At 63.2% G+C, this 15293-nt stretch carries 11 protein-coding genes; 9 read left to right on the top strand and 2 right to left on the bottom strand.

From position 1 onward, the window contains the following. Positions 1-17: 17 nt before the first annotated feature. From JAB6_RS14745 to JAB6_RS14715, 7 genes are all read left to right on the top strand, one after another. Positions 18-1334 (top strand): aspartate aminotransferase family protein, encoded by a 1317-nt coding sequence (locus tag JAB6_RS14745; RefSeq protein WP_070303413.1) that lies wholly within the window; start codon positions 18-20, stop codon positions 1332-1334. Between the two features lie 82 nt (positions 1335-1416). Beyond that, the gene (locus JAB6_RS14740) at positions 1417-2919 is read left to right on the top strand and encodes a CoA-acylating methylmalonate-semialdehyde dehydrogenase (RefSeq protein ID WP_070303412.1); all 1503 of its coding nucleotides are present in this window, start codon (positions 1417-1419) and stop codon (positions 2917-2919) included. A 46-nt stretch (positions 2920-2965) separates the two neighbouring features. Continuing rightward, entirely contained in the window at positions 2966-4333 is a 1368-nt protein-coding gene (locus tag JAB6_RS14735) for an NAD(P)-dependent oxidoreductase (RefSeq protein WP_070303411.1), read from the top strand. Next, positions 4333-5613: an NAD-dependent dihydropyrimidine dehydrogenase subunit PreA gene (gene preA / locus JAB6_RS14730; RefSeq protein ID WP_070303410.1), complete on the top strand. Its 1281-nt coding sequence runs from the start codon at positions 4333-4335 to the stop codon at positions 5611-5613. Before JAB6_RS14735 ends, preA begins: the two co-directional genes overlap by 1 nt. Before the next feature lie 122 nt (positions 5614-5735). Further along, complete coding sequence (locus JAB6_RS14725; RefSeq protein WP_070303409.1) at positions 5736-7220, top strand: NCS1 family nucleobase:cation symporter-1; 1485 nt, start codon at positions 5736-5738, stop codon at positions 7218-7220. 17 nt (positions 7221-7237) lie between these two features. Then, positions 7238-8629 (top strand): dihydropyrimidinase, encoded by a 1392-nt coding sequence (gene hydA / locus JAB6_RS14720; RefSeq protein ID WP_070303408.1) that lies wholly within the window; start codon positions 7238-7240, stop codon positions 8627-8629. Between the two features lie 10 nt (positions 8630-8639). Further along, positions 8640-9875: a Zn-dependent hydrolase gene (locus JAB6_RS14715; RefSeq protein ID WP_034754578.1), complete on the top strand. Its 1236-nt coding sequence runs from the start codon at positions 8640-8642 to the stop codon at positions 9873-9875. Positions 9876-9877: 2 nt separating this feature from the next. Here the strand turns inward: JAB6_RS14715 and JAB6_RS14710 are convergent, their stop codons facing one another. Together JAB6_RS14710 and JAB6_RS14705 are read right to left on the bottom strand one after the other, a co-directional pair. Continuing rightward, positions 9878-11632, bottom strand: coding sequence for an allantoate amidohydrolase (locus tag JAB6_RS14710; RefSeq protein ID WP_070303407.1), 1755 nt, complete (start codon positions 11630-11632; stop codon positions 9878-9880). Between the two features lie 72 nt (positions 11633-11704). Continuing rightward, positions 11705-12643, bottom strand: a complete 939-nt coding sequence (locus JAB6_RS14705) for a LysR family transcriptional regulator (protein ID WP_034754583.1) — start codon at positions 12641-12643, stop codon at positions 11705-11707. Positions 12644-12774: 131 nt separating this feature from the next. Here JAB6_RS14705 and JAB6_RS14700 point away from each other — a divergent pair, with 131 nt between their 5' ends. Both JAB6_RS14700 and JAB6_RS14695 read left to right on the top strand, forming a co-directional pair. Beyond that, a complete protein-coding gene (locus JAB6_RS14700; protein WP_070303406.1) occupies positions 12775-14007 on the top strand; it encodes a urate hydroxylase PuuD in 1233 nt (410 codons plus the stop codon). Then, complete coding sequence (locus JAB6_RS14695) at positions 14004-15239, top strand: M20/M25/M40 family metallo-hydrolase (RefSeq protein WP_070303405.1); 1236 nt, start codon at positions 14004-14006, stop codon at positions 15237-15239. The genes JAB6_RS14700 and JAB6_RS14695 overlap by 4 nt, the downstream gene beginning before the upstream one ends. Positions 15240-15293: the final 54 nt, after the last annotated feature.

The following is a 15293-nucleotide window of genomic DNA, read 5'->3' as shown; positions in this document are numbered from 1 at the left end:
ATCCCAAGGAGAAGGTCATGAACGAAACAAGGCCGGAATCGATGTCGGCATTCTGGATGCCGTTTACGAATAACCGTGATTTCAAGGCCAACCCGCGCCTGCTCGTGTCGGCCGAAGGCATGTACTACAAGGACGTCGATGGCAACGCCATCCTCGATGGGACGGCCGGACTGTGGTGCGTGCCGTGCGGCCATGCGCAGCCGAAAATCGTCGGCGCCATCCGCGAGATGGTGGGCCAGCTGGACTTCGCACCCACCTTCCAGATGGGCCATCCGGCCGCCTTCGAGCTGGCGGAAAAACTGATGGACTACACGGGGCATAAATTCGGCCACGTCTTCTACACCAACTCCGGTTCCGAGGCCGTCGACACGGCGTTGAAGATCGCGCTGGCCTACCACAGGGCGCGCGGCGAGGGTGCACGCACCCGATTGATCGGCCGCGAACGCGGTTATCACGGCGTGGGTTTCGGCGGCATTTCCGTGGGCGGCATCGGCGGCAACCGCAAGACCTTCGGCCCCCTGCTGCCCGGCGTGGACCACCTGCCGCACACGCATAACCTGGACAAGAATGCCTACACGGTGGGCGAGCCCGAATATGGCACCCACCTGGCTGATGAACTGGAACGCATCGTCGCTCTGCACGACGCGTCGACGATCGCCGCCGTCATCGTCGAACCGGTGGCCGGTTCCACGGGCGTGCTGATCCCGCCTAAAGGCTATCTGAAACGCTTGCGCGAACTGTGCACCAAGCACGGCATCCTGCTCATCTTCGATGAAGTGATCACGGGCTTCGGCCGCATGACGACGCCGTTCGCGGCTGATTATTTTGACGTCGAACCTGACCTGATGACGACGGCCAAGGGCCTGACCAACGGCATGGTGCCGATGGGCGCCGTGTTCAGCAAAAAATACATCCACGACGCTTTCATGGACGCGCCAGCCGGCATCGAACTGTTCCACGGCTACACGTATTCGGGCCACCCGCTCGCCTGCGCGGCCTCGCTGGCGACCCTGCAAGTGTTCGAGGAACAGGACATCCTGGGCCACGCGAAAAACATGCAGGCGTATTGGAGCGACGCCGTGCATTCCCTGAAAGGCTTGCCGCACGTGATCGACTTGCGCAGCATCGGTCTGATCGCCGGCATCGAACTCGCCCCTATCGCCGGCAAGCCCGGCACACGCGCCTTCAACGCCTTCAAGCAGGCCTTCGCCGACGGCGTGCTGATACGCACGACGGGCGACATAATCGCCCTGTCGCCGCCGCTGGTGCTGGAAAAACAGCATGTCGACGAGTTGTTTGGCAAGCTGGCCAAGGTACTCAAAAATCTCGATTGAACGGCAAACACAAAACAACATCCGGGGTCAGACCCGCCGGGTCTGACCCCGGCCTCTGCTCTTGGGGTTAAAAAGGAACACCATGAACGATCTCGATACCATTACCCATTACATCAACGGCGCCAAAGTCGACACCCAAAGTGGCCGCTATGGCGACGTCTACAACCCCGCCCTCGGCGAACCCGTGGCCAGGGTAGCGCTGGGCACCGTGGAAGACGTGGACGCGGCAGTGCAGGCGGCCGCCGCCGCCTTTCCCTCGTGGTCGGCCACGCCGCCATTGACGCGTGCGCGTGTCCTGTTCCGCTATCTGCAGCTGTGCCAGCAGCACACGGACGACTTTGCCGCCATGCTCACGCGCGAGCATGGCAAGACCTTTGCCGATGCGCAGGGCGAAGTGGCGCGCGGCATCGAGATGGTGGAATTTGCCGTCGGTATTCCGCAGCTGCTGAAAGGCGAATTCACGGACCAGATTTCGCGCGGCATCGACGCCTGGTCCATGCGCCAGGCGCTCGGCGTGGTGGCCGGCATCACGCCATTCAATTTCCCCGTGATGGTGCCGATGTGGATGTTCCCCGTCGCTATCGCCTGCGGCAATACCTTCGTCTTGAAACCGTCGGAGCGCGATCCGTCGGCGTCCCTGCTGCACGCGAAACTGCTGAAAGAGGCGGGCTTGCCCGATGGCGTCTTCAACGTGGTACAGGGAGATAAAGTGACGGTCGACGCCCTGCTTGATCATCCTGTCGTGCAGGCGATCAGCTTTGTCGGCTCCACGCCAATCGCCGAATACATCTATGCGCGCGGCAGTGCCAGCGGCAAGCGCGTACAAGCCTTGGGCGGCGCGAAGAATCACATGGTGGTGATGCCCGACGCGGACATGGACATGACGGTCGATGCGCTGATCGGTGCGGCCTACGGTTCGGCGGGCGAGCGCTGCATGGCCATCTCCGTCGTGGTGGCCGTGGGCGACGCGGGCGACAAATTGATCGATGCACTGGCAACGCGCACAGCCGCACTGAAAGTGCGCGACGGCATGGAAGATGGTGCGGAAATGGGACCGGTCGTGTCCCTGGCCGCCAAGCAGCGCATCGAAAAACTCATCGCCTCGGGCGTGGAGCAGGGCGCGACCCTGGTCGTCGATGGCCGCAACCACGTGGTGCCGGGCCGCGAGAACGGCTTCTTTGTCGGCGGTACTTTGTTCGACCACGTGACGCGCGACATGAACATCTACAAGGAAGAAATTTTCGGCCCCGTGCTGTGCGTGCTGCGCTGTCCTGACGTGGTGCACGCGGTGGAACTGATCAACGCCAACGAGTATGGCAACGGCGTGGCCATCTATACGCGCGATGGCGGCGTGGCGCGCGAATTCGTGCGCCAGATCCAGGTCGGCATGGTGGGCGTCAACATCCCCTTGCCCGTGCCGATGGCCTTCAACAGTTTCGGCGGCTGGAAGCGCAGCATGTTCGGCGACCACCACGCGTATGGCCCCGAAGGCGTGCGTTTCTACACGCGCCACAAGGCCGTGATGCAGCGCTGGCCGAACACGGCAAGCGCTGGTGTGGAATTTGCTTTTCCCCAGATGAAGTAAGGGTTTCAAATCACAAGCCGGCCGCACATAACAAGAGGAATACGCGATGATCGAGTCTTTGAACTATTTGCCCCATCCCGCCCTGCCCAATGAAGAACTGGCGGACCATTTCACGGACCTGGCGCCGCCGCTCACGGCGCGCCAGGCCGCCATCGAAAGCGCCCGCTGCCTGTATTGCTACGACGCGCCGTGCAGCCGCATCTGTCCGTCGGAAATCGACGTGGCCAGCTTCATCCGCAATATCCACGACAAGAACATCAACGGCGCCGCCGCCGGCATCCTGAAACAGAACATCCTGGGTGGCAGCTGCGCCAGGGTCTGTCCGACGGAAATCCTCTGCGAAGACGTCTGCGTGCGCAACCACGACGCGGAAGGCCAGCCCGTCAAGATCGGCCTCTTGCAGCGCTACGCCGTCGACCACATGCATTTTGCACAGCACCCTTTCAAGCGGGCGGCCGCCACGGGCAAGACCGTTGCCATTGTCGGCGCGGGCCCTGCCGGCCTGTCGTGTGCGCACCGCCTGGCCATGCTGGGCCACGACGTGGTGATCTTTGAAAAGGAAGACAAGGCAGGTGGCCTCAATGAATACGGCATCGCCAAGTACAAGCTGACGGACGATTTCGCGCAAAAGGAAATCGACTTCCTGCTGGACATCGGCGGCATCGAGATCCGATGTCGCCAGGCGCTGGGCGAGAACGTGCAGCTGCGCGACTTGCACGCGCAGTACGACGCCGTCTTCCTGGGACTGGGCCTGGGCGCCAGCCGCAAGCTGGGCTTGACGGGAGAGGATGCGCCGGGCTTGCTGGCCGCCGTCGATTACATCGCCGCGCTGCGCCAGGCGGACGACTTGGCCGCGCTGCCCGTGCCGAAGCGCGCGATTGTGATCGGCGCCGGCAATACGGCCATCGACATGGCCGTGCAGATCCAGCGCTTGGGCGCCGAGGAAGTCACGCTCGTCTACCGGCGCGGTTTCGACGCCATGACGGCCACCCACCATGAACAGGAAATCGCCAAGGCGAACCAGGTGCGCATGCTGACGTGGGCCCAGCCGCAGCAAGTGCTGCTCGACGCTGGCGGCAAGGTGGCCGGCATGCGTTTCGAAAAAACGGCCATGCAGGGCACGCGTCTGGCGGGAACGGGGGAAACGTTCGACGTGGCGGCCGACGCCATCTTCAAGGCCATCGGCCAGAGCCTCGACACGGAAGTGCTGCATGACCCGATGGCGTCGCTGCTGAAACGTGAAGGCGACAAGATCGCCGTCGATGGGGGCTTTCGCACGGTGCTGCCGGGGATCTATGCGGGCGGCGATTGCGTGGCGCCGGGGCAGGACTTGACGGTGCAAGCCGTCCAGCATGGCAAGCTGGCCGCACTGGCCATCCATTCCGATTTGTTCAATAAAGTGGAGGCTGCATAATGGCTGATCTCAGCATCGAATTTTGCGGCATCAAGGCGCCGAATCCCTTCTGGCTGGCGTCCGCACCGCCGACCGACAAGGCCTACAACGTGGTGCGCGCGTTCGAAGCAGGGTGGGGCGGCGTCGTGTGGAAAACCCTGGGCGAAGACCCGGCCGCCGTCAACGTCTCGTCGCGTTATTCCGCCCTGTACGGCAAGAACCGCGAAGTGGTCGGCTTCAACAATATCGAGCTGATCACCGACCGCTCGCTGGAGATCAACCTGCGCGAAATCACGCAGGTGAAGAAGGACTGGCCCGACCGTGCCATGATCGTCTCGCTGATGCTGCCTTGCGAAGAACACTACTGGGCCGACATCCTGCCCAAGGTCGAGGCGACGGGGGCGGACGGCATCGAACTCAATTTCGGCTGCCCGCACGGCATGCCGGAGCGGGGCATGGGCGCGGCCGTGGGCCAGGTGCCCGAGTACGTGCAGATGGTCACCGCCTGGTGCAAAAAGCACAGCCGCTTGCCCGTCATCGTCAAGCTCACGCCCAACATCACGGACGTGCGCATGCCGGCGCGCGCGGCCAAGGCGGGCGGCGCGGATGCCGTCTCGCTGATCAACACGATCAACTCGATTACCTCGCTGGACCTGGACCGCATGGTCGCCTTGCCCATCGTGGGCGGCGCCAGCACGCACGGTGGCTATTGCGGCTCTGCCGTCAAACCGATCGCGCTGAACATGGTGGCGGAAATCGCCCGCGATCCGCAGACGCGCGGCTTGCCCATTTCCGGTATCGGCGGCATCGGCAACTGGCGCGACGCGGCCGAATTCATCGCCCTGGGCGCGGGCTGCGTGCAGGTGTGCACGGCCGCCATGCTGCATGGTTTCCGCATCGTCGAAGAGATGAAGGATGGCCTGTCGCGCTGGATGGATGAAAAGGGTTATGAACGCATCAGCGACTTTTCCGGCAAGGCCGTGGCCAACACGACGGACTGGAAATACCTGGACATGAATTACCAGGTGATCGCGCAGATCAACCAGGACGACTGCATCAAATGCGGCAAGTGCTACGTGGCTTGCGAAGACACGTCGCACCAGTCGATTGCGCAGCTGATCGACGCCGCCGGCACGCGCACCTATGAGGTGATCAAGGATGAATGCGTGGGCTGCAACCTGTGCGAAATCACCTGTCCAGTGCAGGGCTGCATCACGATGGTGCCGCAGACGACAGGCAAGCCATACATGAACTGGACGCAGGATCCGCGCAACCCTCGGGCATTGGCGGAGTCGGCATAGGGCACGCTTATTGCGTGCGTTTTATTTGTAAACAGCGGCCGGCCTTTGCGGTAAGCTAGATTGACTTAAAGGTCGCGCCGTTTCTATAAAACCGATCCCCTCCCAACCGATGGAGCATACCTGTGAACCACGACTATTCAGGCAACACGCAACTCTGGAATGAAGACCTGGCGCCCACCACGGCGGCGCAGCGCACCTGGCGCTGGTATCACTTTGCCGCGCTGTGGGTCGGCATGGTGATGTGCATTCCCGCCTACACCCTGTCGGCCAGTTTGATCGACAGCGGCATGTCCGGTTACCAGGCCGTGCTCACGGTATTTCTCGCCAACGCCATCGTGCTCCTGCCCATGCTGCTGATCGGCCATGCTGGCACCAAGTACGGCATCCCGTATGCCGTGCTGGCGCGCGCCTCGTTCGGCACCATGGGCGCGCGCTTGCCGGCCCTGATGCGCGCCATCGTCGCCTGCGGCTGGTACGGCATCCAGACCTGGTTCGGCGGGCAGATGATCTACACCCTGATGGGCGTGCTGGTGGGCCATGAACTGGGCGGCGAGAAGATCGCAGGCCTGGGCATCAACGGCAGCCAGTTGTTGTGCTTTTTGGCTTTCTGGGCCATCCAGTTCTATTACATCCTGCATGGCATGGAATCGATCCGCAAGCTCGAAACCTACACGGCGCCGCTGAAAATCCTCATCTGCTTCGTGCTGCTGTACTGGGTGCACAGCAAGGCGGGCGGCGTGGCCAGCCTGCTGGACCAGCCATCGCAGTTCATCCCCGGTGGCAAAAAGGCGGGCCAGTTCTGGAGCGTCTTCTGGCCATCGCTGACGGCCATGGTGGGCTTCTGGGCCACCTTGGCATTGAACATCCCCGACTTCACACGCTTCGCCAAGACGCAGCGCGACCAGGTGATCGGCCAGTCGATCGGCTTGCCCGTGCCCATGGGCCTCCTGGCCATGCTGGCCGTGATCGTCACGGCGGGTTCCGTCGTCATGTACGGCAAGGCCATCTGGGACCCTGTCGACCTGGCCAGCCGCATGACGGGCGCCGCCGTGCTGATCGCCCTGATCATTCTCCTGATCGATACGGTCAGCGTCAACCTGGCGGCCAATCTGGTGGGCCCGGCGTACGATTTTTCCTCGCTGGCGCCGAAGCAGATTTCGTACAAGATGGGCGGCTACATCACGGCCTTCATCGCCATCGTCATGATGCCGTGGAAGGTGCTCGAGTCGACGCAGGGCTATATCTTCACGTGGCTGATCGGCTACTCGGCCCTGCTGGGACCCATCGCCGGCATCCTCATCGTCGACTATTATTTTGTGCGCAAGACGCAGCTTGATGTGAAGCAGCTGTACCGCGACGACGGCGTCTACTCATATGGCAATGGCTGGAACATGGCGGCGCTGATCGCCTTTGTCATCGCCGTGCTGCCGAACATCCCGGGCTTTTTGAACGCGGCCTTTCCCACGGCGTTTCCCAACGTGGCCGAAGGCTTCAAAACCATTTACACCTACGCCTGGTTCGTGGGCGTGGCCATCGCCGCCGTCGTGTACGGCGTCATGATGAAGGGCAAGGCCGTGGCGCACGTGCAGCAGGCGCCGCAGTCGTAATCACTGAAGGAGACAAGATGACTACACTGATACGTGGCGGTACCGTCGTCAACGCCGACCGCGCGTTTCGCGCCGATGTGCTGATCGAGGGTGACATCATCGCCGCCGTCGGCGAGAACCTGGCGGTACCGGCAGGGGCTACCGTGATCGACGCGGGCGGCCTGTACGTGATGCCGGGCGGGATCGACACGCACACGCACATGAACTTGCCCTTCATGGGCACCGTAACGTCCGACGATTTTTTCACGGGCACGGCGGCGGGGCTGGCAGGCGGCACCACCACCATCATGGACTTCGTCATTCCCGCGCCGAAGCAATCCTTGATCGAGGCCTATCACCAATGGCGCGAGTGGTCGGCCAAGGCGGCCGGCGACTACACCTTCCACGTGGCGATCACATGGTGGAGCGAGCAGGTACATGCGGAGATGGGCACCCTCGTGCGCGAGCATGGCGTGAACAGCTTCAAGCATTTCATGGCCTATAAAAACGCCATCATGGCCGACGATGAAACCCTGGTGAAAAGCTTTACCCGTTCGCTGGAACTGGGGGCGCTGCCCACCGTGCATGCGGAAAACGGCGAGCTGGTTTTTCAATTGCAGCAAGCCTTGCTCAAGAAGGGGATCACCGGACCGCAGGCGCATCCGCTGTCGCGCCCACCGGCCGTGGAAGCGGAGGCGGCCAACCGCGCCATCGCCATTGCGAATGTCCTCAATACCCCCGTGTACATCGTGCACGTCTCGTGCGCCGAGTCGCTCGACGCCATCACGCGGGCGCGCGCCAACGGCCAGCGCGTGTATGGCGAGGCGCTGGCGGGCCACCTGGTGATCGACGACAGCGTCTACCAGAGCAATGATTTCGATTACGTGGCGGGTCACGTCATGAGCCCGCCGTTTCGCGGCAAGCACCATCAATCGGCCTTGTGGCACGGCCTGCAAAGCGGCAACCTGCACACGACGGCCACCGACCACTGTACCTTCTGCGCCGAGCAGAGGGCGGCCGGCAAGGACGACTTCACGCGCATCCCGAACGGCTGCGGCGGCGTCGAGGAACGCATGGCCGTCGTGTGGGACGCTGGCGTCAATTCCGGCATGCTCACGCCTTCCGAATTCGTCAAGGTCAGTTCCACCAATGCGGCGCAGATTTTCAATATGTATCCGCGCAAGGGTGTCATCGCCGCAGGCAGCGATGCCGACATCGTGCTGTGGGACCCGCAGGGCACGCGCACCATTTCCGCCGCCACGCAGTTCGCCAAAGGAGGCTTCAATGTCTTCGAAGGGCGCACCGTGCGCGGCATCCCCAGCACCACGATTGCCGCCGGCAAGGTGGTGTTTCACCAGGGCGAACTGATGGCCGTCGAAGGGGCCGGGCGCTATATCGAGCGTCCCGCCTTTTCCGCCACGACAGCATAAGGAGTTGACGATGGATGCATTGCGTATCAATGGCGAACGATTGTGGGCGGCCCTGATGGAGCTGGCGCAGATTGGCGCGACAGCGAAGGGCGGCGTCAAGCGCCTGGCCCTGACGGACCTGGACAAGCAGGGACGCGACCTCGTGGTGGGCTGGGGGCGCGAAGCGGGCATGAGCATCACGATCGACCAGATCGGTAATGTCTTCATGCGCCGTGACGGCGTAGATAACACCTTGCCGCCCGTGATGACGGGCAGCCATATCGACACGCAACCGACTGGCGGCAAGTTCGATGGCAACTACGGCGTGCTGGCCGGACTGGAAGTGGTGCGCACACTGAACGATCTGAAGATCAAGACGCAGGCGCCCATCGAAGTGGCCTTCTGGACCAACGAGGAAGGCTCGCGTTTCGTGCCCGTGATGATGGGTTCCGGCGTATTTTGCGGCGCCTTTTCGCTCGAAACGGCGTATGCAGCGAAAGACACGGAAGGCAAAACCGTGGGCGAGGAACTGGCGCGCATCGGATACAAGGGCGAGCAGGTGCCGGGCGACCATCCGATCGGCGCCTACTTTGAAACGCATATCGAACAGGGCCCCGTGCTGGAAGATGCGGACAAGGTGATTGGCGTCGTGCCTGCCGTGATGGGCCTGTCGTGGTACGACTGTGTGGTGACGGGCATGGAAGCGCATGCGGGCCCCACGCCCATGGGACTGCGCAAGGATGCGCTGCAGGTGGCCACCACCATCATGCAGGAAGTGGTGGCGATTGCCAACCGCTACCCGCCGTACGGGCGCGGCACGGTGGGCATGGTGCAGGTGTTCCCGAACAGCCGCAACGTGATCCCCGGCGAAGTCAAATTCAGCATCGACCTGCGCAATGTGAACGACGAACTGCTCAACACCATGCATGGCGAAATCACGGCCTTCATCGACGCCACGCGCGACAGGACGGGCCTGGGCATTTCACTGGAAAGGGTGTCCTACTACCCGCCATGCCCTTTCCACCCCGACTGCGTGGGCGCCGTGCGCAACGCCACGGAAAAACTCGGCTACTCCGTGATGGACGTGGTGTCCGGCGCGGGCCACGACGCCATCTACGCGGCCCGGCTGGCGCCGGCCGGCATGATCTTTGTACCGTGCAAGGACGGCATCAGCCACAATGAAATCGAGGACGCCAAACCCCAGCACCTGGAAGCGGGCTGCAACGTGCTGCTGCACGCGATGCTGGAGCGGGCCGTGGCTGTGTAACCTTATGGCTTCGGCTGGAAGCCGCGCAAAAACGCCAGCAGCGCGCGCGCCGCGATGTCGGCGTCGTCGGCCGTCATGGTTTCCAGCGGGTTGTGGCTGATGCCGCCATTGCCGCAACGGGTAAACAGCATGGCCACGTCGGTGATGGCGGCCATGGCCATGGCGTCGTGGCCGGCGCCCGACAGCAATGCGTATGGTTCGATGCCCACCGATTCCACGGCTTGCGCCAGCTGCGCCATCAGCCACGGTGCGCACGGCGCCGCACGTGCCGACAGCAGCAGTTCCAGCTGGTAGTCGATCTGGCGCCGCGCGCAGATGGCGGCGATGCCATCGAGGATATCGTCGACGGCCGCCTGGCGCACGGCATCAACGGCTGCGCGGATATCGAGCGACAGGCTGCAGGCGCCGGCGATCACGTTGACGGAGCCGTTGGGCACGTGCAGCTGGCCCACGGTGCCCACCAGCGCCTCGCCTTGGTTGCAGCGCTGTTCCACCAGCAGGATGATTTCGGCGGCAGCGCTGGCCGCATCCTTGCGCATGGTCATGGGCGTGGTGCCCGCGTGGCTGGCCACGCCGCCAAGATTGACCAGGTAGCGCGAGCTGCCGGCAATCGCCGTGACGATCCCCAGCGGCAGGTCGCGCTCGAGCAGCACGGGACCCTGCTCGATATGCACTTCCACATAGCCGAGCAAGCCGGCGGGATCGCGCGCGATGGCGCCGATGGCGCCCGCCTCGTGGCCGGCGACGGCCAGTGCGTCGCGCATGCTCACGCCGTCCGCGTCTAACTGCTCCAGCAGCGACACGTCGAACTTGCCCGTGACGGCCGTGCTGCCCAGGAACGTGCTCTTGAAGCGTACGCCTTCTTCTTCGGCGAAGCCGACGACCTCGAAATGAAACGGCAGCTTTTCTCCCCGTTCGTGCAGGTGGCGCACGACGGCGATCGGCAGCACGATGCCCAGCCGGCCGTCGTACTTGCCGCCGTTGCGCACCGTGTCGTAATGCGATCCCGTCATCAAGGTCTTCGCGCCGGGGATATCGGACAGATAGCGGCCGACCACATTGCCGACGGCGTCGATATGCACCTGCATGCCCGCGTCCCGCATCCAGTCGGCCAGCTGCGCGGCCGTTTTCTGGTGCGCCGGCGTCAGGTAGGCGCAGGTCAGGTTGTAATCGCTGTCGCTCCAGCCGGCCAGGGTTTCCGCCTGCTGCATGATGGCCGGGCCGAACTCCAGACGCACGTCGAACAGCTCGTTCAGGCGCAGCTCGGCGATGCGCTTGATTTGCCGCAGCGATTCCGCCAGTTCGTCGGCGCGGCGGTTTTTCAGGCGGCGCGCAAACGTGGCGATGATGTCCTGGCGCGTCAAGCCTTCGCCCGTCGGGCCCTTGACGGCCAGGATGAAGGGAAAGCCGAACTTGGCGTTGTAGTCGGTGTTGAGGCGCTGCAGGGTGGCGAATTCGTCGGCGCTGCACAGGTTCAGGCCGGACTTGGCCTGTTCGCGCGTCGATTCCGCCGTCAGCTGCCCGGCGATGGCGGCCTTGCCGGCCAGCTCCGGGTGGGCGCGTATCAGTCCCAGCTGCTCTTCGGGCGAGGCTTGCGCCAGCACGCGCTGCAGTTCCGTCTTGAGTGCCGTCAGGCTGGCAAACGGCCGGGCGGCGGCCGCGCGCTGGGCGATCCAGGGCGAATGTTCGTAGATGCCGTGCAGGTGCGCGATAAAATCGGCCTGGCTGCCGGCGTTCAGGTCTGAAAGGGTGGTCATGGTTTTCCGATCATGCAAGCGGTGATGATAGCGCCCCGTTCTGCGTCCATTATATGCGCGCGCTGATAGCGGCTATCGCTGCACCAGCGCCTTGGCCGCCGCGCTGACCTGGTCGCGCAACCATTTATGCTCGGGCGCCTGGTGCACGCGCTGATGCCACAGCTGGTAAAAGCGCATGGGCGGAAATTTCAGGGGCACTGTGTACGTTTTCAGCGGCAGGGTCTTTTCATAGAAGCGCATGAATTGCCGGCCCGTAGTCAGTACCAGGTCCGTCTGCGTCAGCATGTAGGGGATCAGGCCGAAATACGCCGATTCCACCACCACGTTGCGCTGCAGGTTTTGCCGTTCGAGGAAGGAATCGATCACACCGTGGTAGCCGGGCATCATCTGCGACGGAGCCACATGGGGCAGACTCAGATAATCGTCGAGGGTCATCGCGTCGCTGGCCGTGCGGCGCGCATAGGCGTTTTCCGCATGCATGGCGCAGATGATGGGGTCCTCGAACAGCTTCGAGATATGCAGGTGCGCGGGCGGCTCGTCCCAGTTGGCGATCACCAGGTCCAGGCCACCATCGGACAACTGGCGGATATGGTCGATGCCCGGCCCCAGGCTATGCAGCACGACGCGGCTTTTCGGCGAGCCGCGGCGCAGCAGGGCCACCACGTTGGGCAGGAACTGGCTGTCCAGGTAGTCGGGCGCGGCGATATGGAAGGTGCGCGCCTCTTCCTGCGCCACGAACGGCGTCTTCTTGACGAACAGGCTTTCCGTCTGGTCGAGGATGCGCTTGGCCGGATTGAGCAGGCTTTCGCCATGCTGGGTCGGCACCATGCCGCGCGCGCCGCGCACCAGCAGCGGGTCGCCCGTCAATTCTCTAAGCTTGCGCAAGGAGGCGGAAATCGAGGGCTGCGGCTGGTTGAGCTTCAATGCCACGCGCGAGACATTCTTTTCCACCAGCAGCAGGTAGAGGATGCGGATCAGGTGCAGGTCGAGGTGTTGCGGCAGGCTGGACATGTGGCGGCGGCTCTGTTGTATATCGATTTGAATATGTCAAATATACGATATTTTTCATGTGATGGGCGGTAAATCCGTTTATCTTGTGTAGATTGGCACGAATATTGGTTCGGTCTGACTAGAGGAAATTTATGGAAGTATTTGCCTACCTGATCCCGTACGGCCTTGAGTGGCTGAACCTGATCGTCCGCTGGCTGCACGTCATCACGGGCATCGCCTGGATCGGTGCTTCCTTCTATTTCGTCTGGCTCGACAACTCGATCCGCCCGCCCGCGCCCGGCTCCGAGCTGGCGAAGAAGGGCGTGTCGGGAGAATTGTGGGCCGTGCATGGCGGCGGCTTCTACAACCCGCAAAAATACCTGGTAGCGCCGGCCGAACTGCCGAAGGAACTGCACTGGTTCAAGTGGGAAGCGTATTCCACCTGGCTGTCCGGTTTTGCGCTGCTGACGATTGCCTACTATTTCAATGCCCAGGCCATGATGATCGACAAGGCCGTGGCGGACATCTCCAGCGGCCAGGCCGTCGGCATTGGCATCGCCACCCTCGTCATCGGCTGGACCGTGTACGATTTGCTGTGCCGTTCCCCGCTGGCCAAACATGAACTGTGGTTCGGCGTGACGGTGTTCGCGCTGATCGTCGGCGCCGCCTACGTGCTCACGCATTTGCTCAGCGGGCGTGCCGCCTACATCCACGTGGGCGCCATGATCGGCACCATCATGGTGGCCAATGTGCTGATGCTGATCATTCCCGGCCAGCGCAAGATGGTCGAGGCCATGGTGGCCGGCAAGCTGCCCGACCCGAAGCACGGCTTGAAGGCCAAGCAGCGTAGCGTGCATAACAATTATTTTACGTTGCCCGTGCTGTTCATCATGATCAGCAACCATTACGCGATGACCTACCGGAACGACCACGCGTGGCTGGTGCTGGCGCTGATCATGGCGGCCGGCGTCTTCATCCGCCACTTCTTCAATCTGCGCCACAAGGGGCGTGTCGAGTGGCGTTATCCGGCTCTCGGCGTGGCGTTGCTGCTGGCTGTTGCCGTCGCCATCGCACCCAAGGCACCCGTGGCCGTGGCGGTCGCGCCGGCGGTGGATCCTGCCGCGCAGTTCAAGAGCGTGCATGCCATCATCGCCCAGCGCTGCGCCACCTGCCATTCGGCGCAGCCCACGCAGCCGGGCTTCGCCACGGCGCCGGCCGGCATGATGCTCGATAATGAAACGGAAATACGCCAGCACGCGGCGCAAATCTACAAGCAGGCCATCGAGCTGAAAGCCATGCCGATCGGGAACCTGACGAATATGACGGAGGCCGAGCGCAGCGAGCTTGGCGCCTGGCTGCAACAGACCATGCAAGGAGCAAAATGACTACGCACGCAGAAAAAATCACGGCCTGGATCGACGAGCACTTCGACGAGGAAGTCGCATTTTTACAGAAGGTGGTGCAGCAGCCGACGGATACGCCGCCCGGCAATAACGCGCCCCATGCGGACCTGGTGGCGCAGCTGCTGCAGGCGTATGGCTGGAACACTGAAAAGCACGCTGTGCCGGCGGACCAGGTGGAAGCATATGGCATGCAGAGCATCACCAACCTGATCGTGCGCCGCCCATACGCGGCGGGCGGGCCGACCGTGGCCCTGAATGCGCATGGCGACGTGGTGCCGCCCGGCGACAACTGGACGTATCCGCCGTACGGCGGGCAGATCGACGGCGGCTATATCTATGGCCGCGCGACGGCCGTCTCGAAAGGTGACTTCGCCACCTATGTGTTTGCCGCGCGCGCGCTCGAAGCCCTGGGCATTCCCTTGAAGGGCCAGCTGGAACTGCATTTTACGTACGACGAGGAATTCGGCGGCTTGCTGGGGCCGGGCTGGCTGCTGGAACAGCAGCTGACGAAGCCTGATTTCGTCATCGCCGCCGGTTTCAGCTACGGCATCGTCACGGCGCACAACGCCTGCCTGCAGCTGGAAATCACCGTGCACGGCAAGTCGGGCCACGGCTCGATGCCGGAGACGGGACACGATGCGCTGCAGGCGGCGAACAAGATCCTCAATGCCATCTATGGCCAGCTGCCGGAGCTGAAAAAGATCAAGTCCAAAGTGGCCGGCATCGACTCGCCCACCATGCTCGTGGGCCGTATCGATGGCGGCACGAACACCAATGTGGTGCCGGGCAAGGTGGTCATGAAGATGGACCGCCGCATGATCCCGGAAGAAGACCCGGTGGCGGTGGAAGCGCAGGTGCGCGCGCTGATCGAGGACGCCGTACGCGGCGAGCCGGGCATCCGTATCGAGATCCGCCGCCTGCTGCTGTCGCATGCGCTGCGGCCCTTGCCCGGTTCCGAACAGCTGGTGGCCAGCCTGCAGAAAAACGCGCAAGCGATCCTGGGCGAGACGATTCCCGCCGTCGGCACGCCCCTGTATGCGGATGCGCGCCTGTATGGCGAGCGTGGCATCCCTGCCGTGCTGTATGGCGCCGGCCCGCGCACGGTGCCCGAATCGAACGCGAAGAAGGCCGACGAGCGCCTGGCGCTCGATGACTTGCGCAAGGCCAGCAAGATCGTCGCCCTGACCTTGCTGGACTTCCTGGGTGAGAAATAGAAGGGACGATTTGGCTTACAATGGGGCGGACACTCAACCTGTGAAGAAGAGCTC

It is taken from the genome of Janthinobacterium sp. HH104 (assembly GCF_001758715.1).
Taxonomy (GTDB): Bacteria; Pseudomonadota; Gammaproteobacteria; order Burkholderiales; family Burkholderiaceae_D; genus Janthinobacterium; species Janthinobacterium aestuarii.
The sequence above is the reverse complement of the archived record's forward strand: the minus strand, read 5'-3'. Positions and strand labels throughout refer to the sequence as shown.

What these genes read in the sequence shown, in the direction of transcription:
- JAB6_RS14740 (WP_070303412.1), top strand. Translation starts at nt 1,417, where the DNA reads ATGAACGATCTCGATACCATTACCCATTACATCAACGGCGCCAAAGTC.
- JAB6_RS14745 (WP_070303413.1), top strand. Translation starts at nt 18, where the DNA reads ATGAACGAAACAAGGCCGGAATCGATGTCGGCATTCTGGATGCCGTTT.
- JAB6_RS14715 (WP_034754578.1), top strand. Translation starts at nt 8,640, where the DNA reads ATGGATGCATTGCGTATCAATGGCGAACGATTGTGGGCGGCCCTGATG.
- JAB6_RS14700 (WP_070303406.1), top strand. Translation starts at nt 12,775, where the DNA reads ATGGAAGTATTTGCCTACCTGATCCCGTACGGCCTTGAGTGGCTGAAC.
- JAB6_RS14710 (WP_070303407.1), bottom strand. Translation starts at nt 11,632, where the DNA reads ATGACCACCCTTTCAGACCTGAACGCCGGCAGCCAGGCCGATTTTATC.
- preA (WP_070303410.1), top strand. Translation starts at nt 4,333, where the DNA reads ATGGCTGATCTCAGCATCGAATTTTGCGGCATCAAGGCGCCGAATCCC.
- JAB6_RS14695 (WP_070303405.1), top strand. Translation starts at nt 14,004, where the DNA reads ATGACTACGCACGCAGAAAAAATCACGGCCTGGATCGACGAGCACTTC.
- JAB6_RS14735 (WP_070303411.1), top strand. Translation starts at nt 2,966, where the DNA reads ATGATCGAGTCTTTGAACTATTTGCCCCATCCCGCCCTGCCCAATGAA.
- JAB6_RS14705 (WP_034754583.1), bottom strand. Translation starts at nt 12,643, where the DNA reads ATGTCCAGCCTGCCGCAACACCTCGACCTGCACCTGATCCGCATCCTC.
- hydA (WP_070303408.1), top strand. Translation starts at nt 7,238, where the DNA reads ATGACTACACTGATACGTGGCGGTACCGTCGTCAACGCCGACCGCGCG.